At 67.6% G+C, this 15284-nt stretch carries 14 protein-coding genes and 1 riboswitch; of the genes, 10 read left to right on the top strand and 4 right to left on the bottom strand.

Annotated elements, in window-relative coordinates; genetic code table 11:
* The 4 genes from ABZ195_RS25935 to ABZ195_RS25950 all read right to left on the bottom strand — a co-directional run.
* Positions 1–737: DUF222 domain-containing protein (locus ABZ195_RS25935; RefSeq protein ID WP_355222767.1), on the bottom strand; the 737-nt coding region annotated here is incomplete at its 3' end.
* A 281-nt stretch (positions 738–1018) separates the two neighbouring features.
* Positions 1019–2920, bottom strand: coding sequence for an ABC transporter ATP-binding protein/permease (locus tag ABZ195_RS25940; protein ID WP_355222768.1), 1902 nt, complete (start codon positions 2918–2920; stop codon positions 1019–1021).
* Positions 2921–2945: 25 nt separating this feature from the next.
* Positions 2946–4865 (bottom strand): ABC transporter ATP-binding protein/permease, encoded by a 1920-nt coding sequence (locus tag ABZ195_RS25945; protein ID WP_355222828.1) that lies wholly within the window; start codon positions 4863–4865, stop codon positions 2946–2948.
* Positions 4866–4919: 54 nt separating this feature from the next.
* A complete protein-coding gene (locus tag ABZ195_RS25950) occupies positions 4920–6815 on the bottom strand; it encodes an ABC transporter ATP-binding protein/permease (RefSeq protein ID WP_355222769.1) in 1896 nt (631 codons plus the stop codon).
* 157 nt (positions 6816–6972) lie between these two features.
* Here ABZ195_RS25950 and secA2 point away from each other — a divergent pair, with 157 nt between their 5' ends.
* From secA2 to ABZ195_RS26000, 10 genes are all read left to right on the top strand, one after another.
* Positions 6973–9300 (top strand): accessory Sec system translocase SecA2, encoded by a 2328-nt coding sequence (gene secA2 / locus ABZ195_RS25955; protein WP_355222829.1) that lies wholly within the window; start codon positions 6973–6975, stop codon positions 9298–9300.
* A gap of 10 nt (positions 9301–9310) precedes the next feature.
* Positions 9311–9925 (top strand): CDP-alcohol phosphatidyltransferase family protein, encoded by a 615-nt coding sequence (locus ABZ195_RS25960; protein ID WP_355222770.1) that lies wholly within the window; start codon positions 9311–9313, stop codon positions 9923–9925.
* Positions 9918–10832 carry a DUF881 domain-containing protein gene (locus ABZ195_RS25965; protein ID WP_355222771.1) on the top strand — a complete coding sequence of 305 codons (915 nt, stop codon included), beginning with the start codon at positions 9918–9920 and terminating at the stop codon, positions 10830–10832. Before ABZ195_RS25960 ends, ABZ195_RS25965 begins: the two co-directional genes overlap by 8 nt.
* Positions 10829–11161 (top strand): DUF1290 domain-containing protein, encoded by a 333-nt coding sequence (locus ABZ195_RS25970; protein WP_149482834.1) that lies wholly within the window; start codon positions 10829–10831, stop codon positions 11159–11161. The genes ABZ195_RS25965 and ABZ195_RS25970 overlap by 4 nt, the downstream gene beginning before the upstream one ends.
* Before the next feature lie 3 nt (positions 11162–11164).
* Positions 11165–11923, top strand: a complete 759-nt coding sequence (locus ABZ195_RS25975) for a DUF881 domain-containing protein (protein ID WP_355222772.1) — start codon at positions 11165–11167, stop codon at positions 11921–11923.
* 16 nt (positions 11924–11939) lie between these two features.
* Positions 11940–12335 (top strand): glycine cleavage system protein GcvH, encoded by a 396-nt coding sequence (gcvH, locus tag ABZ195_RS25980; RefSeq protein ID WP_355222773.1) that lies wholly within the window; start codon positions 11940–11942, stop codon positions 12333–12335.
* Between the two features lie 137 nt (positions 12336–12472).
* The gene (gene garA, locus ABZ195_RS25985; protein ID WP_355222774.1) at positions 12473–12952 is read left to right on the top strand and encodes a glycogen accumulation regulator GarA; all 480 of its coding nucleotides are present in this window, start codon (positions 12473–12475) and stop codon (positions 12950–12952) included.
* Positions 12952–13698: a MerR family transcriptional regulator gene (locus tag ABZ195_RS25990; protein WP_355222775.1), complete on the top strand. Its 747-nt coding sequence runs from the start codon at positions 12952–12954 to the stop codon at positions 13696–13698. Before garA ends, ABZ195_RS25990 begins: the two co-directional genes overlap by 1 nt.
* 59 nt (positions 13699–13757) lie before the next feature.
* Positions 13758–14252 (top strand): bifunctional nuclease family protein, encoded by a 495-nt coding sequence (locus tag ABZ195_RS25995; RefSeq protein ID WP_355222776.1) that lies wholly within the window; start codon positions 13758–13760, stop codon positions 14250–14252.
* Between the two features lie 216 nt (positions 14253–14468).
* On the top strand, positions 14469–15092 hold the full coding sequence (locus ABZ195_RS26000; protein ID WP_355222777.1) for a MerR family transcriptional regulator: 624 nt from the start codon (positions 14469–14471) through the stop codon (positions 15090–15092).
* 24 nt (positions 15093–15116) lie between these two features.
* Positions 15117–15214: riboswitch (glycine riboswitch) on the top strand.
* The last annotated feature ends 70 nt before the right edge of the window (positions 15215–15284 follow it).

Below are 15284 nucleotides of genomic sequence, written 5' to 3' on the forward strand. Positions count from 1 at the left end.
GGGCAGTCGTCGGTGCCGCAGAGGCAGGCCATGCGGTCGTTCCCACCAGCGCCGAAGGCGTCGGCCCGGAGTTGATCGGCAGTCCGCGGGTCGGCTGGGCAGACGGTGGCGGCCAGGGCGCGTAGCCGGGCCTGCAACGCCTTGGCGTCGTGGGCGAAGAGGGTGGCGTACAGGGTGGCCAGGCCGCTGCCGTCCTGGTCGATGCTGATCTCCACCGACCTGCTGCGCGCCTTGGTCTCGGTCCGCCGCACCGCCTGCGGATCCACTTGGGCGACATGGGCGTCGACGGCCTTCTCGGTCTTGTCCACCGACATCGGCTCCCACGAACCAAAGGCATCGGCCAACAATGCGTCCAGGGTCCGCAGCGCGTCGGGGTCGACGACCAGGGCGGCCCGTGTCACCACGGTGCGGACCAGCTGGTAAGTGATCAATCCTTCGGCGAAGACCGCCGCCACCTTCGGGAACCGTTCGTGCAGTGCGACCGCAATCAGCAGTTGATTGCCGGCCGCTCCGGGGGTGATGTTTTGGGCGGCGCCGATATGCGCGGCGACGGCGTCGAAATCGTCCAGGCACCATTGGTCCCGATCGGCGGATCCGGACAGCGCATAGGCCTCGTCGAGCATGGCCGCCATCGTCGCGACCTTGCGGGCGCAAGCGGCCGATTCCGTCCGCGTCCACGCCGACAGCGCCCCGGCACCGCGGGTGCCGGTCGTCGCGTCCACCAACTGATCGAACATGAGTTCAGTCTAGGGCGTAATACTGACGAAAATCGTTCTGCTACAGGCATTCTGTGGATAAACGAGAGATCTGTGCATAACCCCGCTCGAGCCCTCGAATATGTCGGAGGGGAGTGCTAGTCATACCGCCCGGGCGGGCTGCTTGAGGCGAAGTGACGGCACGTCGTAGCGACAATCAGTGAGAGAATTGGCTTACGCATCTCGTCGTAGATGCGTTCTGTGGACAACCGGCCGATCTGGGCATGACCCCGCCCAAGCCGCCGAAATGTCGGAGGGGAGTGCTACTGCGACGGGGTTGCGGCCAACCGCCACCGGCCGGCGCCCAGCAGTTCGAGCCGGTCGTCGTGGTGCTGCTCGACGGTGCTGCGATGGCTCACGCTGACCACGACGCAATCCGGCAGCCGGTCGCGCAGGATGCGATACAGCGCGAACTCCTGCCCCTCGTCCAGCGCGGAGGTGGACTCGTCGAGGAACACCGCCCTGGGCGCGTTGAGCAGTACCCGCGCGAACGCCACGCGCTGCTGCTCGCCGGGGGAGAGCACCTTCGACCAGTCGGCGGCCTCGTCCAGGCGCGCACCGAGGTGCCCGAGCGTCACCCGGTCCAGTTCGGCGCGAATGTCGTCGTCGGAGAACGACTCCGCGGGCGACGGATAGCACAACACCGTGCGCAGGTCGCCCAACGGCGCGTAGGGCAACTGCGGCAAGAACATCGCCCCGTCGGCGGAGGGATAGCGCACCGTGCCCGAGGCGTGGGGCCACATCTCGGCCAGGCTGCGCAGCAGGGTGGTCTTGCCCGTTCCCGATTGGCCGGTGATGACCAACGAGCCGCCCACGGCCAGCCGCACCGCGAGCCCGTCCACCAGCGAGTCGCCCGCGGGGGAGTGAACCTCGACCCCCTCGATCTCCACGCCGCCGTCGGAGCTTGTCTCGACGACGAGTGTGCCCAGGGCCCTTGCCCTTTCATTCGCCGTCAGGAGCCCGTCGAGGCGGATGATGACGGCCCGGAAGCTCGCGAAGGAGTCATACACCGCGCGGAAGAACGACAGCGACGCCTGCACCGACCGAAAGGCGCTCGAGGACTGGCTGACGTCGCCGAGGTTTATCTCACCGGCGAACAGCCGTGGCGCCTGGACGATCAACGGCAACGGGTCGACGATCTGAGACATTGCCTTGTTCCACCCGAGGAATGCGACCCCACGCCAGACCAACCTTCGATAGTTGGCGATGATGCTGCCGAAGCGATCCGACAGCACGCGCCGCTCGACCCGCTCGCCGCGTGAGAAGCCGACCGCCTCCGCGGCATCGCGCACCCGCACCAGCGCGTACCGGAAGGCGGCGTTGGTCATCTCGTTGCGGAAACTCAACCCGATGATCGGCCGACCGATCCAGAACGACACGACCGTCGCCCCCGCCACGAACAGCAGCACGATCCAGAACAGCGCCTTGGGCACCGTCACCCCGAAGAGGGTCAACGGCCCGGCGAGGTTCCACAGGATGGGCGTGAAGGCGACCACCGACACGATCGAGTACACCGCGCCGAACACCAGCGTCGTGGGGGTGCCCACCGTGGGAGTGTTCGTCTCCGGGCCCGTACCGGTGGTGAACACGTCGACGTCCTGCTGGATGCGCTGATCGGGGTTGTCGACGGCGTCCTCGCCGAGGAACCGGCCGCGGTAGTACGCGCGGCCGTCGAGCCAGTCGCCCGTCAACCGGTCGGTGAGCCAGACCCGCCACCGAATGATGAAGAACTGCATCAGATACAGGTCGAGAAGTGTCTGCGTCAGGTAGGCGGCGACCAGGAGGGCGAACACCACGATCGAGAACCAGAACCCCCGAATCCCGGAGTCGCGCACTGCGTCGTCCCCGGCGCTGGCACCCTCGAATGCGACCTGTAATGCGGAGTACTGGTCGTTTCCGTAGTAGCTGAACAGCACGTCCATCCGCACGGACACCATCACCGACATCAACAGGACGCCTACCATCGCCCACACCGGAATGCTCTGTCGCCCAACGAAGTACGGCCCAGTGATGCGCCAGTACTGACGGCCCCAGGTGCTGAAGCGCGCGAGCAGCGCCAGCACCGTCAGCATCGCGACGGCGCTGATCGCCCACGCCTTGGTCACCCAGACGAGCGACGCGACGACCTCGTTGCCCCAGTCAAGCGACGGAGTGAACATCTCCATGCCGGGAAGCTACCCCGGCCTCGGCCTAGACCGGCGCGGGTTCGGGCTCCTCGCCGACGTCGGCGATCTCCCACTCGCCGTCACCGAGCAGGCGCAGCTCCTTGTCGTGGTGCTGCTCGACGGTCTTGCGGTGGCTGACGCTGACCAGGATCATCTCGGGCAGCTCGCTGCGGACGAGCTGGTACAGCGTCATCTCGAGACCCTCGTCGAGGGCGGAGGTGGACTCGTCGAGGAAGACGGCCTTGGGCTTGGTCAGCAGGATGCGGGCGAACGCGATGCGCTGCTGCTCGCCGGGAGAGAGCACCTTGGCCCAGTCCTGCACCTCGTCGAGCCGGTCGTTGAGGTGGGGCAGCGCCACCCGGCTCAGGACCGACTGCAGCTCGTCGTCGGAGATCTGGCCCTCCTCTCCCGGATAGGAGACGACGGCGCGCAGGTCACCGAGCGGCACGTAGGGCATCTGCGAGAGGAACATCGTCTCGTTGGGGCCGCACGGACGGGTCAGCGTGCCCGAGGTGAAGGGCCACAGTTCGGCGAGGCTGCGCAGCAGGGTGGTCTTGCCGCTGCCCGACTTGCCGGTGATCACCATGGTGTCGCCGACCTCGAGTCGCAGGTCCAGCGGGTTGACGAGTTGACGGCCGTCGGGGGTGCGGACCTCCACCTGCTCCAGGCGGACGGTGCCGTCCTCGCAGGCGGCGGTCGTCACGGTCTGCAGTTCGCGGCCTTCCTGGTTGGCGACCACCAAGCCCTCGAGACGGATGATCGCGGCCCGGTAGCCGGCGAACTGGTCGTAGGCGTTGCGGAAGAACGACAGCCCGTCCTGGATGCTGCCGAACGCCGACGCCGACTGGGTCATGTCACCCAGCTGGATCTCACCGGCGTAGAACCGCGGGAACTGCAGCACGTAGGGCAGCGGCTGGATGACCTGGCTCAGCGAGAGATTCCAGCCGTAGAACCCGATCATCCGGTTGATGTAGCGCTTGTAGTTGGCCACGACCGCGCTGAAGCGCTGGCGCAGGCCGGTGCGCTCCGCGATCTCACCGCGGTAGAAGGCCACCGCCTCCGAGGCGTCGCGCAACCGCACCAGCGCGTAGCGGAACGCGGCGTTGAACTTCTCGTTGTCGAAGGCGAACCAGATGATCGGCTTGCCGATCCAGAAGGCGATCACCGACGCGAACACGACGTAGGCCAGGCCGATCCAGAACATCGCCTTGGGCAGTGTGATGCCGAACAACGTCAGCGGCCCGGACAGGCTCCACAGGATCGCGGTGAACGAGATCATGGAGGCGACGGCGTTGATGGCGCCGAACAGCAGCGTCGAACCGGTCGTGATGTTCGGCGTGTTGGGCGTCGGACCGACTCCGGTGGTGAAGATGTCGATGTCGGTCTGGATGCGCTGATCGGGGTTGTCGATCGTGTCGTCGATGAAGCGGGCGCGGTAGTAGGCCTTGCCGTCGAGCCAGTCTCCGGTGAGGCGGTCGGTGAGCCACGCGCGCCAGCGCAGGATGAACCGCTGCATCAGGAACAGATCCAGCATCACCCGCGCGACGTAAATGGTTGCCAGCACGCAGAAGACGGCGATGGAGAACCAGAAGCCGTGCTTACCGGATTGCTTGACCGTTTCGTCGCCGCTGGCCAATCCGGCGGCCACCACCTGGAAGCTGGTCGACAGGTCGTTGCCGTAATAGCTGAGCAGAACCGACAGCCGGACCCCGAGGATGACCGACAACAACAGGCCCGCCAGCCAGAGCCACACCACGATGCTCGAACGGCCGGTGAAGTACGCGCCGGTGACGCGCCAGAACTGGCGGCCCCACGTGGTGAAGCGGCCGATCAGCGTCAAGATGACCATCGTGGACAGTGCGGAGATCAACCAGGCCTTGATGATCCACCACACGGACGTGAGCCACTCGTTGCTCCAATCCAGCGTCGGAGTCCACATGTCCATTCCGGTCATCGGGAGAACGTACCTTGGCCAGCTCGTGGCAGCCGGTCAGAGGGGTCAACTCGAGCTGGTGACCGGATCGAGCCGCCAGCCGCCGGCACCGAGCAGCTCCAATTGATGGTCGTGATGCTGCTCGACGGTCTCGCGATGACTCACGCTGACCAGGATCGTCGACGGCAACTCGTCCCGAAGTAGCCGGTAGAGCATCAATTCCAGGCCCTCGTCCATCGCCGAGGTCGACTCGTCGAGGAACACCACCCGCGGCTGGTGCAGCAGGATCCGCGCGAACGCGACGCGCTGCTGCTCGCCGACCGAGAGCACACGGGCCCAGTCCTTGCTCTCGGTGATCCGAATGAGGAGGTGAGGTAGCGCCACCTTCAGCAGGGCCTGCTGCACGCGCGCCGCGTCGACCTCGTCGGGAGGCCGGGGGTAGGACACGACCGCATGCAGATCGCCCAGCGGGATGTAGGGCAGCTGCGACACGAACATCACCTCGCGCTCGGCGACGGGAAACTCGACCCGGCCCGAGGCGTGCGGCCACAACCCCGCGAGGCTCGCCAGCAGCGTGGTCTTGCCGCTGCCCGAGGGGCCGGTGATCACCATGCTCTGGCCGGGGTCGAGCCGGGCGTCGAGCGCCTCGACCAGGAGTTGCCCGTCCGGGGTGCGCACGTCGACGTCCTCGAGGCGCACCGCGCCGCCCGAGGATCGACCGATCGTCAGCTGCGGGAGCCCCCGGGTGGCCTCGTTGGCGGTCCGCAGACCGTCGAGGCGGATCAGGGCGGCGCGGTAGCTGGCGAAGGCGTCGTAGGCGTTGCGGAAGAACGACAGCGCGTCGTGAATGGCGTGGAAGGCCGTCGCGGACTGCATGACGTCGCCGAAGGAGATCCGACCGGCGAACAGGCGTTGCGCCTGCACGATGTAGGGCAACGGGTTGATCGCCTGACTCACCGAGAGGTTGAAGCCCAGGAACGCCACCATCCGGTTGAGCCAGTGCCGGTAGTTGACGACCACCGCGTCCAGCCGGGAGGTCAACTGACGCCGCTCGGCGTCCTCGCCGCGGTAGAGGCCGACGGCGCTGGCGGCCTCCTTCAGCCGCACCATCGCGTACCGAAGGCTGGCGTTGCGGAACTCGTTGAGGAAGCTCAGCTGGATCAGCGGCCGGCCGATCCAGAACGCCAGCACCGTGGCGACCAGCACGTAGACGATCACGATCCAGAACAGCGCCCGCGGCAGCGTCACCTCGGCCACGGTCAGCGGACCCGACAACTGCCACAGGATCACGCCGAACGACGCGACGCTCAGGACCGACTCGACGGCCCCGAAGAGCAGGGTGTTGCCCGACCCGTGGGACGGCACGTTCGGTTCCCCGGTGCCGTTGGTGACGACGTCGACGTCCTGCTGGATGCGCTGGTCGGGATTGTCGATCGGAGTGCTGAGCAACTGCCCGCGGTAGTAGGCGTAACCGCCGAGCCAGTCGTCGACCAGTCGCCGCGTCAGCCACACCCGCCACCGAACGGTGAAGCGTTGCATCAGATAGAGGTCGGCCAACGACCGCACGGTCGCGACGGTCGCCAGCACGGCGAAGATCCGCATCGACTGCCAGAACCCGTCGACCCCGGAATTCCGCCGGGCCCCGCCCTCGAACGCCGCCTGCAGGGACGAGAACAGGTCGTTGGCGTAATAACTCAGCAGCACCGCGATCCGCACCGACAGCACGGCCGAGGCCAGCAACCCCGCCAGCATCAGCCACACCGTGACGCGCGAGGAGGAGGTCGTGAAGTAGGGGCCGTTGAGACGCCAGAACTGCCGGCCCCACTCCGTGTGGCGGCCGACGACGACCAGGATCAGCGCCAGGCACACCGCCGAGACGGCGAATGCCTCGAGCACCCACAGCGTCGACGCCAGGAATTCGTGGGCCCAGTCGACGGAGGGGGCGAATCCGTCCGAATTCATCGCCACTCCTCTGCGGGCCTAGGGCGACACCACCGTCTGCGGCAAGTTACCGCAGCCCGGGCACGCGGGTTCTGCCATCGTGGCGCGGCGTGTCGTGGCCCGACACGCACGCTCGCAAGAGACGCGGGAGCCCGCGTACCGTGAACGCGTGCCAAAGATCGCGCCGAAGACGAAAGACCGAACCTCTGGTCGGCTCAGCAACCGATTCTGGAAGCTGCTGGGTGCCAGCACGGACAAGAATCAGGCCCAGTCGATGGACCTGGTGCGCGCGTCGGCCGAGTTCGACGACAAGGCCGCCGGCCTCGACGACGACAAGCTCAAGGCGGCCGCGAAGCTGCTCGACCTCAAGGGTCTCGCCGAGTCCTCGGACATCCCGCAGTTCCTCGCGATCGCCCGGGAGGCATCCGAGCGCGCGACGACGTTGCGGCCCTTCGACGTTCAGTTGCTCGGCGCGCTGCGCATGCTCGCCGGCGACGTCGTGGAGATGGCCACCGGTGAGGGCAAGACCCTGGCCGGTGCGATCGCCGCCGCCGGTTACGCGATCGCCGGCCGCAGCGTGCACGTCATCTCCGTCAACGACTACCTCGCCCGTCGCGACGCGGAGTGGATGGGACCCCTGCTCGAGGCCATGGGCCTGACCGTCGGCTGGATCACCGCCGAGTCCACCCCCGAGGAGCGCCGCGCCGCCTACGCCTGCGACGTCACCTACGCCTCGGTCAACGAGATCGGCTTCGACGTCTTGCGCGACCAGCTGGTCACCGACGTCGCGGACCTGGTCTCGCCCGACCCCGACGTCGCGCTCATCGACGAGGCCGACTCGGTGCTCGTCGACGAGGCGCTGGTGCCGCTGGTCCTCGCGGGCACCACCCACCGTGAGACGCCGCGGCTGGAGATCATCCGGATGGTTGGCGAACTCGTCTCCGGCAAGGATTACGAAGCCGACGCCGACCGTCGCAACGTGCATCTCACCGACGCCGGCGCCCGCAAGCTGGAGAAGGCGCTCGGTGGCGTCGACATCTACTCCGAGGAGAACGTCACCACCACGCTGACCGAGATCAACGTGGCCCTGCACGCGCACGTGCTGCTGCAGCGCGACGTGCACTACATCGTCCGCGACGGCCGGGTGCAGCTGATCAACGCCTCGCGCGGGCGCATCGCGCAGCTGCAGCGCTGGCCCGACGGGCTGCAGGCCGCCGTCGAGGCCAAGGAGGGCATCGAGACCACCGAGACCGGTGAGGTGCTCGACACCATCACCGTCCAGGCGCTGATCAACCGGTACCCGACGGTGTGCGGCATGACGGGCACCGCGCTGGCCGCCGGCGAGCAGTTGCGCCAGTTCTACAAGCTCGGCGTCTCGCCAATTCCCCCGAATACGCCCAACATTCGCGAGGATGACGTCGACCGCGTCTACATCACCGCCGCCGCGAAGATCGACGCCGTCATCGACCACATCAAGACCATCCACGCGACCGGTCAACCGGTGCTCGTCGGCACCCGCGACGTCGCCGAGTCCGAGGAACTCCACGAGCGACTCGTCAAGGCCGGTGTGCCCGCGGTCGTGTTGAACGCCAAGAACGACGAGGAGGAGGCCCGCGTCATCGCCGAGGCGGGCCAGCTCGAGGCGGTCACGGTGTCCACCCAGATCGCCGGTCGCGGTACCGACATCCGCCTCGGCGGTTCCGACGAGGACAGCCACGAAGACGTCGCCAAGCTCGGCGGACTACACGTCATCGGCACCGGTCGCCACCACACCGAACGGCTCGACAACCAGCTGCGCGGCCGCGCCGGGCGCCAGGGTGACCCCGGGTCGTCGATCTTCTTCTCCAGCTGGGAGGACGACGTCGTCGTCTCGCACCTGGACCCGGAGAAGCTGCCGACCGCCACCGACGACGACGGCCGGATCGTGGGGGACAAGGCCGCCCAACTGCTCGAACACGCCCAGCGCATCGCCGAGGGCCGGCTGCTCGACGTGCACGCCAACACCTGGCGCTACAACCAGCTGGTCGCCCAGCAGCGCGCCATTCTGGTCGAACGTCGAAACACGTTGCTGCGCACCGCAACCGCTCGCGAAGAGTTGGCGCAGCGATCATCAGAACGCTATGAGGAGCTGCTGAAACTGCTCGACGAGGAGCGGCTCGAGACGATCACGCGCAAGATCATGCTCTACCACCTCGACCGCGGTTGGGCCGATCACCAGGCCTACCTCTCCGACATCCGCGAGAGCATCCACCTGCGGGCCCTGGGCAGGCAGAACCCGCTCGACGAATTCCACCGCCTCGCAGTCGACGCGTTCGGCTCTCTGGCCGCCGATGCCATCGAAGCCGCGCAGCAGACCTTCGAGACCGCCAACGTCGTCGAGGACGAGCAGGGCCTGGATCTGTCGAAACTCGCCAGGCCGACCTCGACGTGGACCTACATGATTCACGACAATCCGCTGTCCGAGGACTCCATGTCGGCGCTGAGCCTGCCGGGGGTATTCCGCTAGGTTCATCGGTATGGGCGCCGGGGACACGGGAGAAGTGGTCTCGGATCGAATCCTGACCATCCCCAACGTGCTGAGCGTGTTGCGGCTGATCTTGGTGCCCGTCTTCATCTACCTCCTGCTCGTCGCGCACGCCAACGCCTGGGCCGTCGGCGTGCTGATGTTCAGCGGCTTCTCCGACTGGGCCGACGGCAAGATCGCCCGGCTGTTCGACAACCAGTCCTCACGCCTCGGTGCGTTGCTCGACCCGGCGGTCGACCGCATCTACATGGTCGTCGTCCCGGTGGTCATGGCCGTCGACGGCATCGTGCCGTGGTGGTTCGTCGCAACGCTGATCGGGCGAGACGCGGTCCTGGCGCTGACCCTGCCGATCCTGCGCAGCCGCGGTCTGACGGCCCTGACCGTCACCTACGTCGGCAAGGCCGCCACGTTCGCGTTGATGTCGGGGTTCCCGCTGGTGCTGCTCGGCCAATGGGATGCGTTGTGGAGCAGGGTGATCCTGGCCATCGGATGGGCGTTCCTCGGCTGGGGGATGGCCATGTACCTGTGGTCGGGGGCGCTCTACCTCCTGCAGACCTCCATGGTCGTCCGGCAGGTGCCGCGCCGGGCCGCCGGGGGACGTGCCTGACGGCGAGCGCGCGCTCGGCGGCTACAGCCCGGACGCCGGACGCAACGCTCACCAGGCGGGCGCCCCGACGATGATCCCGGTGCCCTCGTTGCTCCGCTCCCTGCTCTCCGAACACCTCGACCCCGGGTACGCCGCGGCGGCCGAGCGACGCACCTCGGCCGCCCCGCCCCGACCCGCCACGAGCTGGGGCTGGCAGATTCTGGCGGGGCTGCTGGTGACGGCGGTGTTCGCCGCGGCCGCCGCGCAGGCGGCGTCGGTCGCCCCGGCGACCCAGGAGACCCGCCAGGTGCTGGCGACGGGGGTGCACAACGCCGAACGTGCGACCGAGGCGAGCACCGCGCGCCGCAACGCCCTCGCCGGACAGGTCGAGTCCGAACGCCGCGAGCGGCTCGCCGGGGACGAGCAGGGCCGCCGGTTGCTCGCCGACCTCGACGTCGCCGAGTTCGCCGCCGCGGCCACCGCCGTGCACGGCCCGGGCCTGGACGTCACCGTCACCGAGGCCAGTGCCGCCCGCGACCTGAGCGACGTGTCCAAGCAACGGGTCGCCGGCAGTCCCCAGGTGATCCTCGACCGCGACCTGCAACTGGTCGTCGACTCGCTGTGGGTCAGCGGCGCCGAGGCCATCGCGATCGGGAACGTCCGTATCGGACCGAACGTGACCATCCGGCAGGCGGGCGGCGGTCTGCTGGTCGACAACCAGCCCATCGCCAACCCGTATTCGGTCCGCGCCGTCGGCCCCCCGCATGCCATGGGTGACTCCTTCGACCAGAGCCCTGGCCTGCAGCGGCTGCGGCTCCTGGAGGCGAGCTACGGGGTGACCGTCAACGTGAGCGAAGCCGACGACCTCGAACTGCCCGCCGGTTCGGTGCGAGAGGTCAACTTCGCCAAGCAGATTGGGGCGAAATGATTGGAATTGCCGCACTCGTCGTCGGCATCGTCCTGGGCCTGGTGTTCCATCCCAGCGTGCCCGAGGCGATTCAGCCGTATCTGCCGATCGCCGTCGTCGCCGCGCTCGACGCGGTGTTCGGCGGCCTACGCGCCTACCTCGAGCGAATCTTCGACGCGAAGGTGTTCGTGGTGTCCTTCGTCTTCAACGTTCTCGTCGCGACGCTGATCGTCTTCGTCGGCGACCAGCTCGGGGTGGGCACCCAGCTCTCCACGGCCATCATCGTCGTGCTGGGCATCAGGATCTTCGGCAATGCCGCCGCGCTGCGGCGCCGGCTGTTCGGGGCGTGAGCGATGGCCGACTCCGAACCCGAACACGGACGACACGAGCTGCCCGACGACGCGGCGCGACCCCGGTCGCGCCGTCAGCTGGCCTTCGGTGCCCTCGCCGTCCTGCTGTGCCTGCTGCTGGGCGTGGCGATCGTCACCCCGGCCCGCCAGACCGAGTCCGGTGACTCGCTGGAGACCGCCCGCCCGGCCGACCTACTGGTCCTGCTCGACTCGCTGCAGCAGCGCGAGGCGGCGCTGAACACCGAGGTGGCCGATCTGCAGCGGACCCTGGAGTCGCTGCGCTCCTCGGGCACCGACGACCAGGCCGCGATCGAGAACGCCCGGGACCGGCTGGCGGCGCTGTCGATCCTGATCGGAACCGTGGCCGCGACGGGCCCGGGGGTGACGATCACGATCGACGACGTCGCGCCGGGGGTGTCGCCGGAGACCATGCTCGACGTCGTCAACGAACTGCGGGCAGCGGGTGCGGAGGCGATGCAGATCAGTGCCGCAGGCACGCCGCCGGTACGACTAGGCGTCGACTCGTGGGTGGTGGGATCCCCCGGGGCCCTGGTCCTCGACGGCACCACCCTGTCCCCGCCCTATTCCGTTCTCGCCATTGGCGATCCGGCGACGTTGTCGGCGGCCATGAACATCCCGGGTGGGGCCGTCGACAGCGTCGAACGCGTCGGCGGCACAATGTCGGTGTCTCAGGCGGACGTGGTGAACGTGACCGCCTTGCGGCAACCGAAACCCCGCCAATACGCTCAGCCAGACAAGTGAACACACGAGGAGCCCAGTGAGCGAGATTCCGTCCGACCTTTACTACACCGAAGACCACGAGTGGGTGCGTCGGACCGGTGACGACACCGTTCGCGTCGGCATCACCGACTACGCCCAGGCGGCCCTCGGTGACGTCGTGTTCGTGGAACTGCCCGACGTCGACGCCGAGGTCACGGCCGGTGGGGAGTTCGGCACCGTCGAGTCGACCAAGTCGAACTCCGACCTCTTCGCGCCCATCACCGCCAAAGTCGTTGCGGTCAACGGTGAAGTGGCCGACGCTCCGGAACTGGTCAATTCCGACCCCTACGGCGCCGGCTGGCTCATCGACCTGCAGGTCGAGGCCGGGGCGCTGTCCGAGGCACTCGACGGCCTGCTCGACGCCGACGCCTACGGTGCCACGCTCGACGAATGAGAAATCCGGACATGATCCGGTAGTGCATGTCACGGCGACCACCCCCGCGCGGTACGGTCGTCTGGAGATGCATGACGGCTGGCGTCACGCCGGCGCGTCTGCCAACCATCGCCACAGCAGCCAGTAAGGAGCACCGGGTGACGGACAACGACACCAGTTCGGGAGCGGATCAGACCGAAGGGGAAGTGACGGTCGAGACGACGTCGGTCTTCCGATCGGACTTCCTCAACGAATTGGACGCCCCCCCAGCGACCAGCGGTGAAAGTGCCGTTTCGGGCGTCGAAGGCCTGCCCGCGGGCTCGGCCCTCCTCGTCGTCAAGCGTGGACCCAACGCCGGGTCGCGGTTCCTGCTCGACCAGGCCAGGACGTCGGCCGGTCGGCACCCCGACAGCGACATCTTCCTCGACGACGTCACGGTCAGCCGCCGGCATGCGGAGTTCCGCCTCGAGTCCAGCGAATTCCAGGTCGTCGACGTCGGCAGCCTCAACGGCACCTACGTCAACCGCGAGCCGGTGGACTCCGCGGTTCTCGCCAACGGCGACGAGGTCCAGATCGGCAAGTTCCGGCTGGTCTTCCTGACCGGACCCAAGGGCGACGACGGCGGCGCCGGCAGCTGATGACGGCGCCCGACACCCCAGCGCTTGCCGGGATGTCGATCGGAGCAGTCCTCGAATCGCTCCGACCCGACTTTCCGGACGTGACCATCTCCAAGATCCGATTCTTGGAAGCCGAAGGACTGGTCACGCCCCAGCGCTCGGGGTCGGGATACCGGCGGTTCACCGCCTACGATTGCGCACGCCTGAGGTTCATCCTGACGGCGCAGCGCGATCACTACCTGCCGCTGAAGGTCATCAAGTCCCAGCTCGACGCACAGCCCGACGGTGCCCTTCCCGAGACCGGAACCAGTTACGGCGTACCGCGTTTGGTTCAGGTGCCGGCCGACGGCGAAGGGGCTGACGGCGCGTATGACACGGCCGCGGTCGCACCGGCGCAGGTCCGGCTGAGCCGGGAAGACCTGCTGTCGCGCTCGGGCGTCGACGAGGACCTCCTTGGTGCCCTCATCAAGGCCGGTGTCGTGACGTCGGGTCCGGGCGGATTCTTCGACGAGCACATGGTGGTCACCGCGCAATGCGCCAAGGCACTGGCCGACTACGGCGTGGAACCCCGGCACCTGCGGGCGTTCCGTTCCGCTGCCGACCGGCAGTCCGATCTGATCGCCCAAATCGCCGGGCCCATCGACAAGACCAGGAAGGCGGGTGCCCGCGACCGCGCCGACGACGTCGCGCGCGAGGTCGCCGCACTGGCCATCACGTTGCACACGTCGCTGATCAAATCCGCCGTGCGCGACGTACTCGATCGCTGAGGATTAGACTCGGTTCGACGGTCTGACGACCGGCTTTCAGGCGCGGAGGGCAGACATAGATGGGCGAGGTTCGAGTAATCGGCATTCGCGTGGAACAGCCGCAGAATCAGCCGGTCCTGCTGCTGCGAGAGTCCAACGGCGACCGTTATCTTCCGATCTGGATCGGGCAGACCGAGGCGCAGGCCATCGCCCTGGAACAGCAGGGGGTCGAGCCGGCACGGCCCCTCACCCACGACCTGATTCGGGATCTGATTACCGCCCTTGGGCATTCGCTCAAGGAGGTCCGGATCGTCGACCTGCAGGAAGGCACCTTCTACGCCGACCTGATCTTCGACCGCGACATCAAGGTCTCGGCGCGCCCGTCGGATTCGGTGGCGATCGCCATGCGGGCCGGGGTGCCGATCTACGTCGAGGAGGCCGTCCTGGCCGAGGCGGGTCTGCTGATCCCCGACGAGTCCGACGAGGAGTCCACCGGTGCCGTCCGCGAGGACGAGGTGGAGAAGTTCAAGGAGTTCCTCGACAGCGTCTCTCCCGACGACTTCAAGGCGACCTGAAACCGATGGTCACGGATGCGTCTCACGCATTCGACACGCGGAGCCGGTTTCGTCGATCCGCGTCGGAGGCGGCCATACTTTGAATCGCTACGAGGGGCAGTGAGTGCCGAGCAGGAAGCGTATGCTCGACATACTCGAGAGCTCGGAGCAAACGTGTTGAGTCGTCGTTGATGGCTGCCACGCACAGATCCAGTTCGATCGGCGAGAGGATGGGCAGTGGGCGACACGCCACGTCAGGAGCAGTTGGATCTCACCTCCAGCGGCACACCGGAGCCGGCAGTCTCGGCCGCCCCTAGCGAAGCAGTGCAGGCAGGACTGTTCCCCGACGACTCCGTACCGGACGAGCTAGTGGGTTACCGCGGGCCGAGCGCCTGCCAGATCGCCGGCATCACCTACCGTCAGCTCGACTACTGGGCTAGGACGTCGCTGGTGGTGCCGTCCATCCGCGGCGCGGCAGGTTCGGGCAGTCAGCGGCTGTACTCATTCAAGGACATCCTGGTCCTCAAGATCGTCAAGAGACTTCTGGACACCGGCATCTCGTTGCACAACATTCGCGTCGCCGTGGACCACCTGCGTCAGCGGGGTGTGAAGGATCTGGCGAACATCACGCTGTTCTCCGACGGCACCACCGTCTACGAGTGCACCTCGGCCGAAGAGGTCGTCGACCTCCTCCAGGGTGGGCAGGGTGTGTTCGGCATCGCGGTGTCGGGGGCCATGCGCGAACTCACCGGCGCCATCGCCGACTTTCCGGGCGAGCGGGCCGACGGCGGCGAGTCCATCGCCAGCCCGGAGGACGAGCTCGCCTCGCGCCGCAAGCACCGCGACCGCAAGATCGGCTAGTCCCCGGTAGACTGGCCCACGCATCGCCCCCGCGCGGGAGAGTTCCGTGGCCGCCAGCCACGGACGCCGAAGGAGCAACACCTCTCCGTCAACCTCTCAGGCACCCGGACCGCACGGAGCCACGATGCCTCTGGAAAGTGGTGAGCTCGACTTCACCCGCCCATGGGGAAAGGCCCAATCGGCCGAATCTCT

The organism is Mycobacterium sp. NPDC006124 (genome assembly GCF_040614235.1).
Classification (GTDB): domain Bacteria; phylum Actinomycetota; class Actinomycetes; order Mycobacteriales; family Mycobacteriaceae; genus Mycobacterium.

Bases quoted from the DNA above. Each gene is read 5' to 3' on its own strand.
- ABZ195_RS25995 (WP_355222776.1), top strand. From the start codon at position 13,758: ATGGGCGAGGTTCGAGTAATCGGCATTCGCGTGGAACAGCCGCAGAAT.
- ABZ195_RS25990 (WP_355222775.1), top strand. From the start codon at position 12,952: ATGACGGCGCCCGACACCCCAGCGCTTGCCGGGATGTCGATCGGAGCA.
- ABZ195_RS25975 (WP_355222772.1), top strand. From the start codon at position 11,165: ATGGCCGACTCCGAACCCGAACACGGACGACACGAGCTGCCCGACGAC.
- ABZ195_RS25970 (WP_149482834.1), top strand. From the start codon at position 10,829: ATGATTGGAATTGCCGCACTCGTCGTCGGCATCGTCCTGGGCCTGGTG.
- ABZ195_RS25950 (WP_355222769.1), bottom strand. From the start codon at position 6,815: ATGAATTCGGACGGATTCGCCCCCTCCGTCGACTGGGCCCACGAATTC.
- ABZ195_RS25960 (WP_355222770.1), top strand. From the start codon at position 9,311: ATGGGCGCCGGGGACACGGGAGAAGTGGTCTCGGATCGAATCCTGACC.
- ABZ195_RS25945 (WP_355222828.1), bottom strand. From the start codon at position 4,865: ATGGACATGTGGACTCCGACGCTGGATTGGAGCAACGAGTGGCTCACG.
- ABZ195_RS25940 (WP_355222768.1), bottom strand. From the start codon at position 2,920: ATGGAGATGTTCACTCCGTCGCTTGACTGGGGCAACGAGGTCGTCGCG.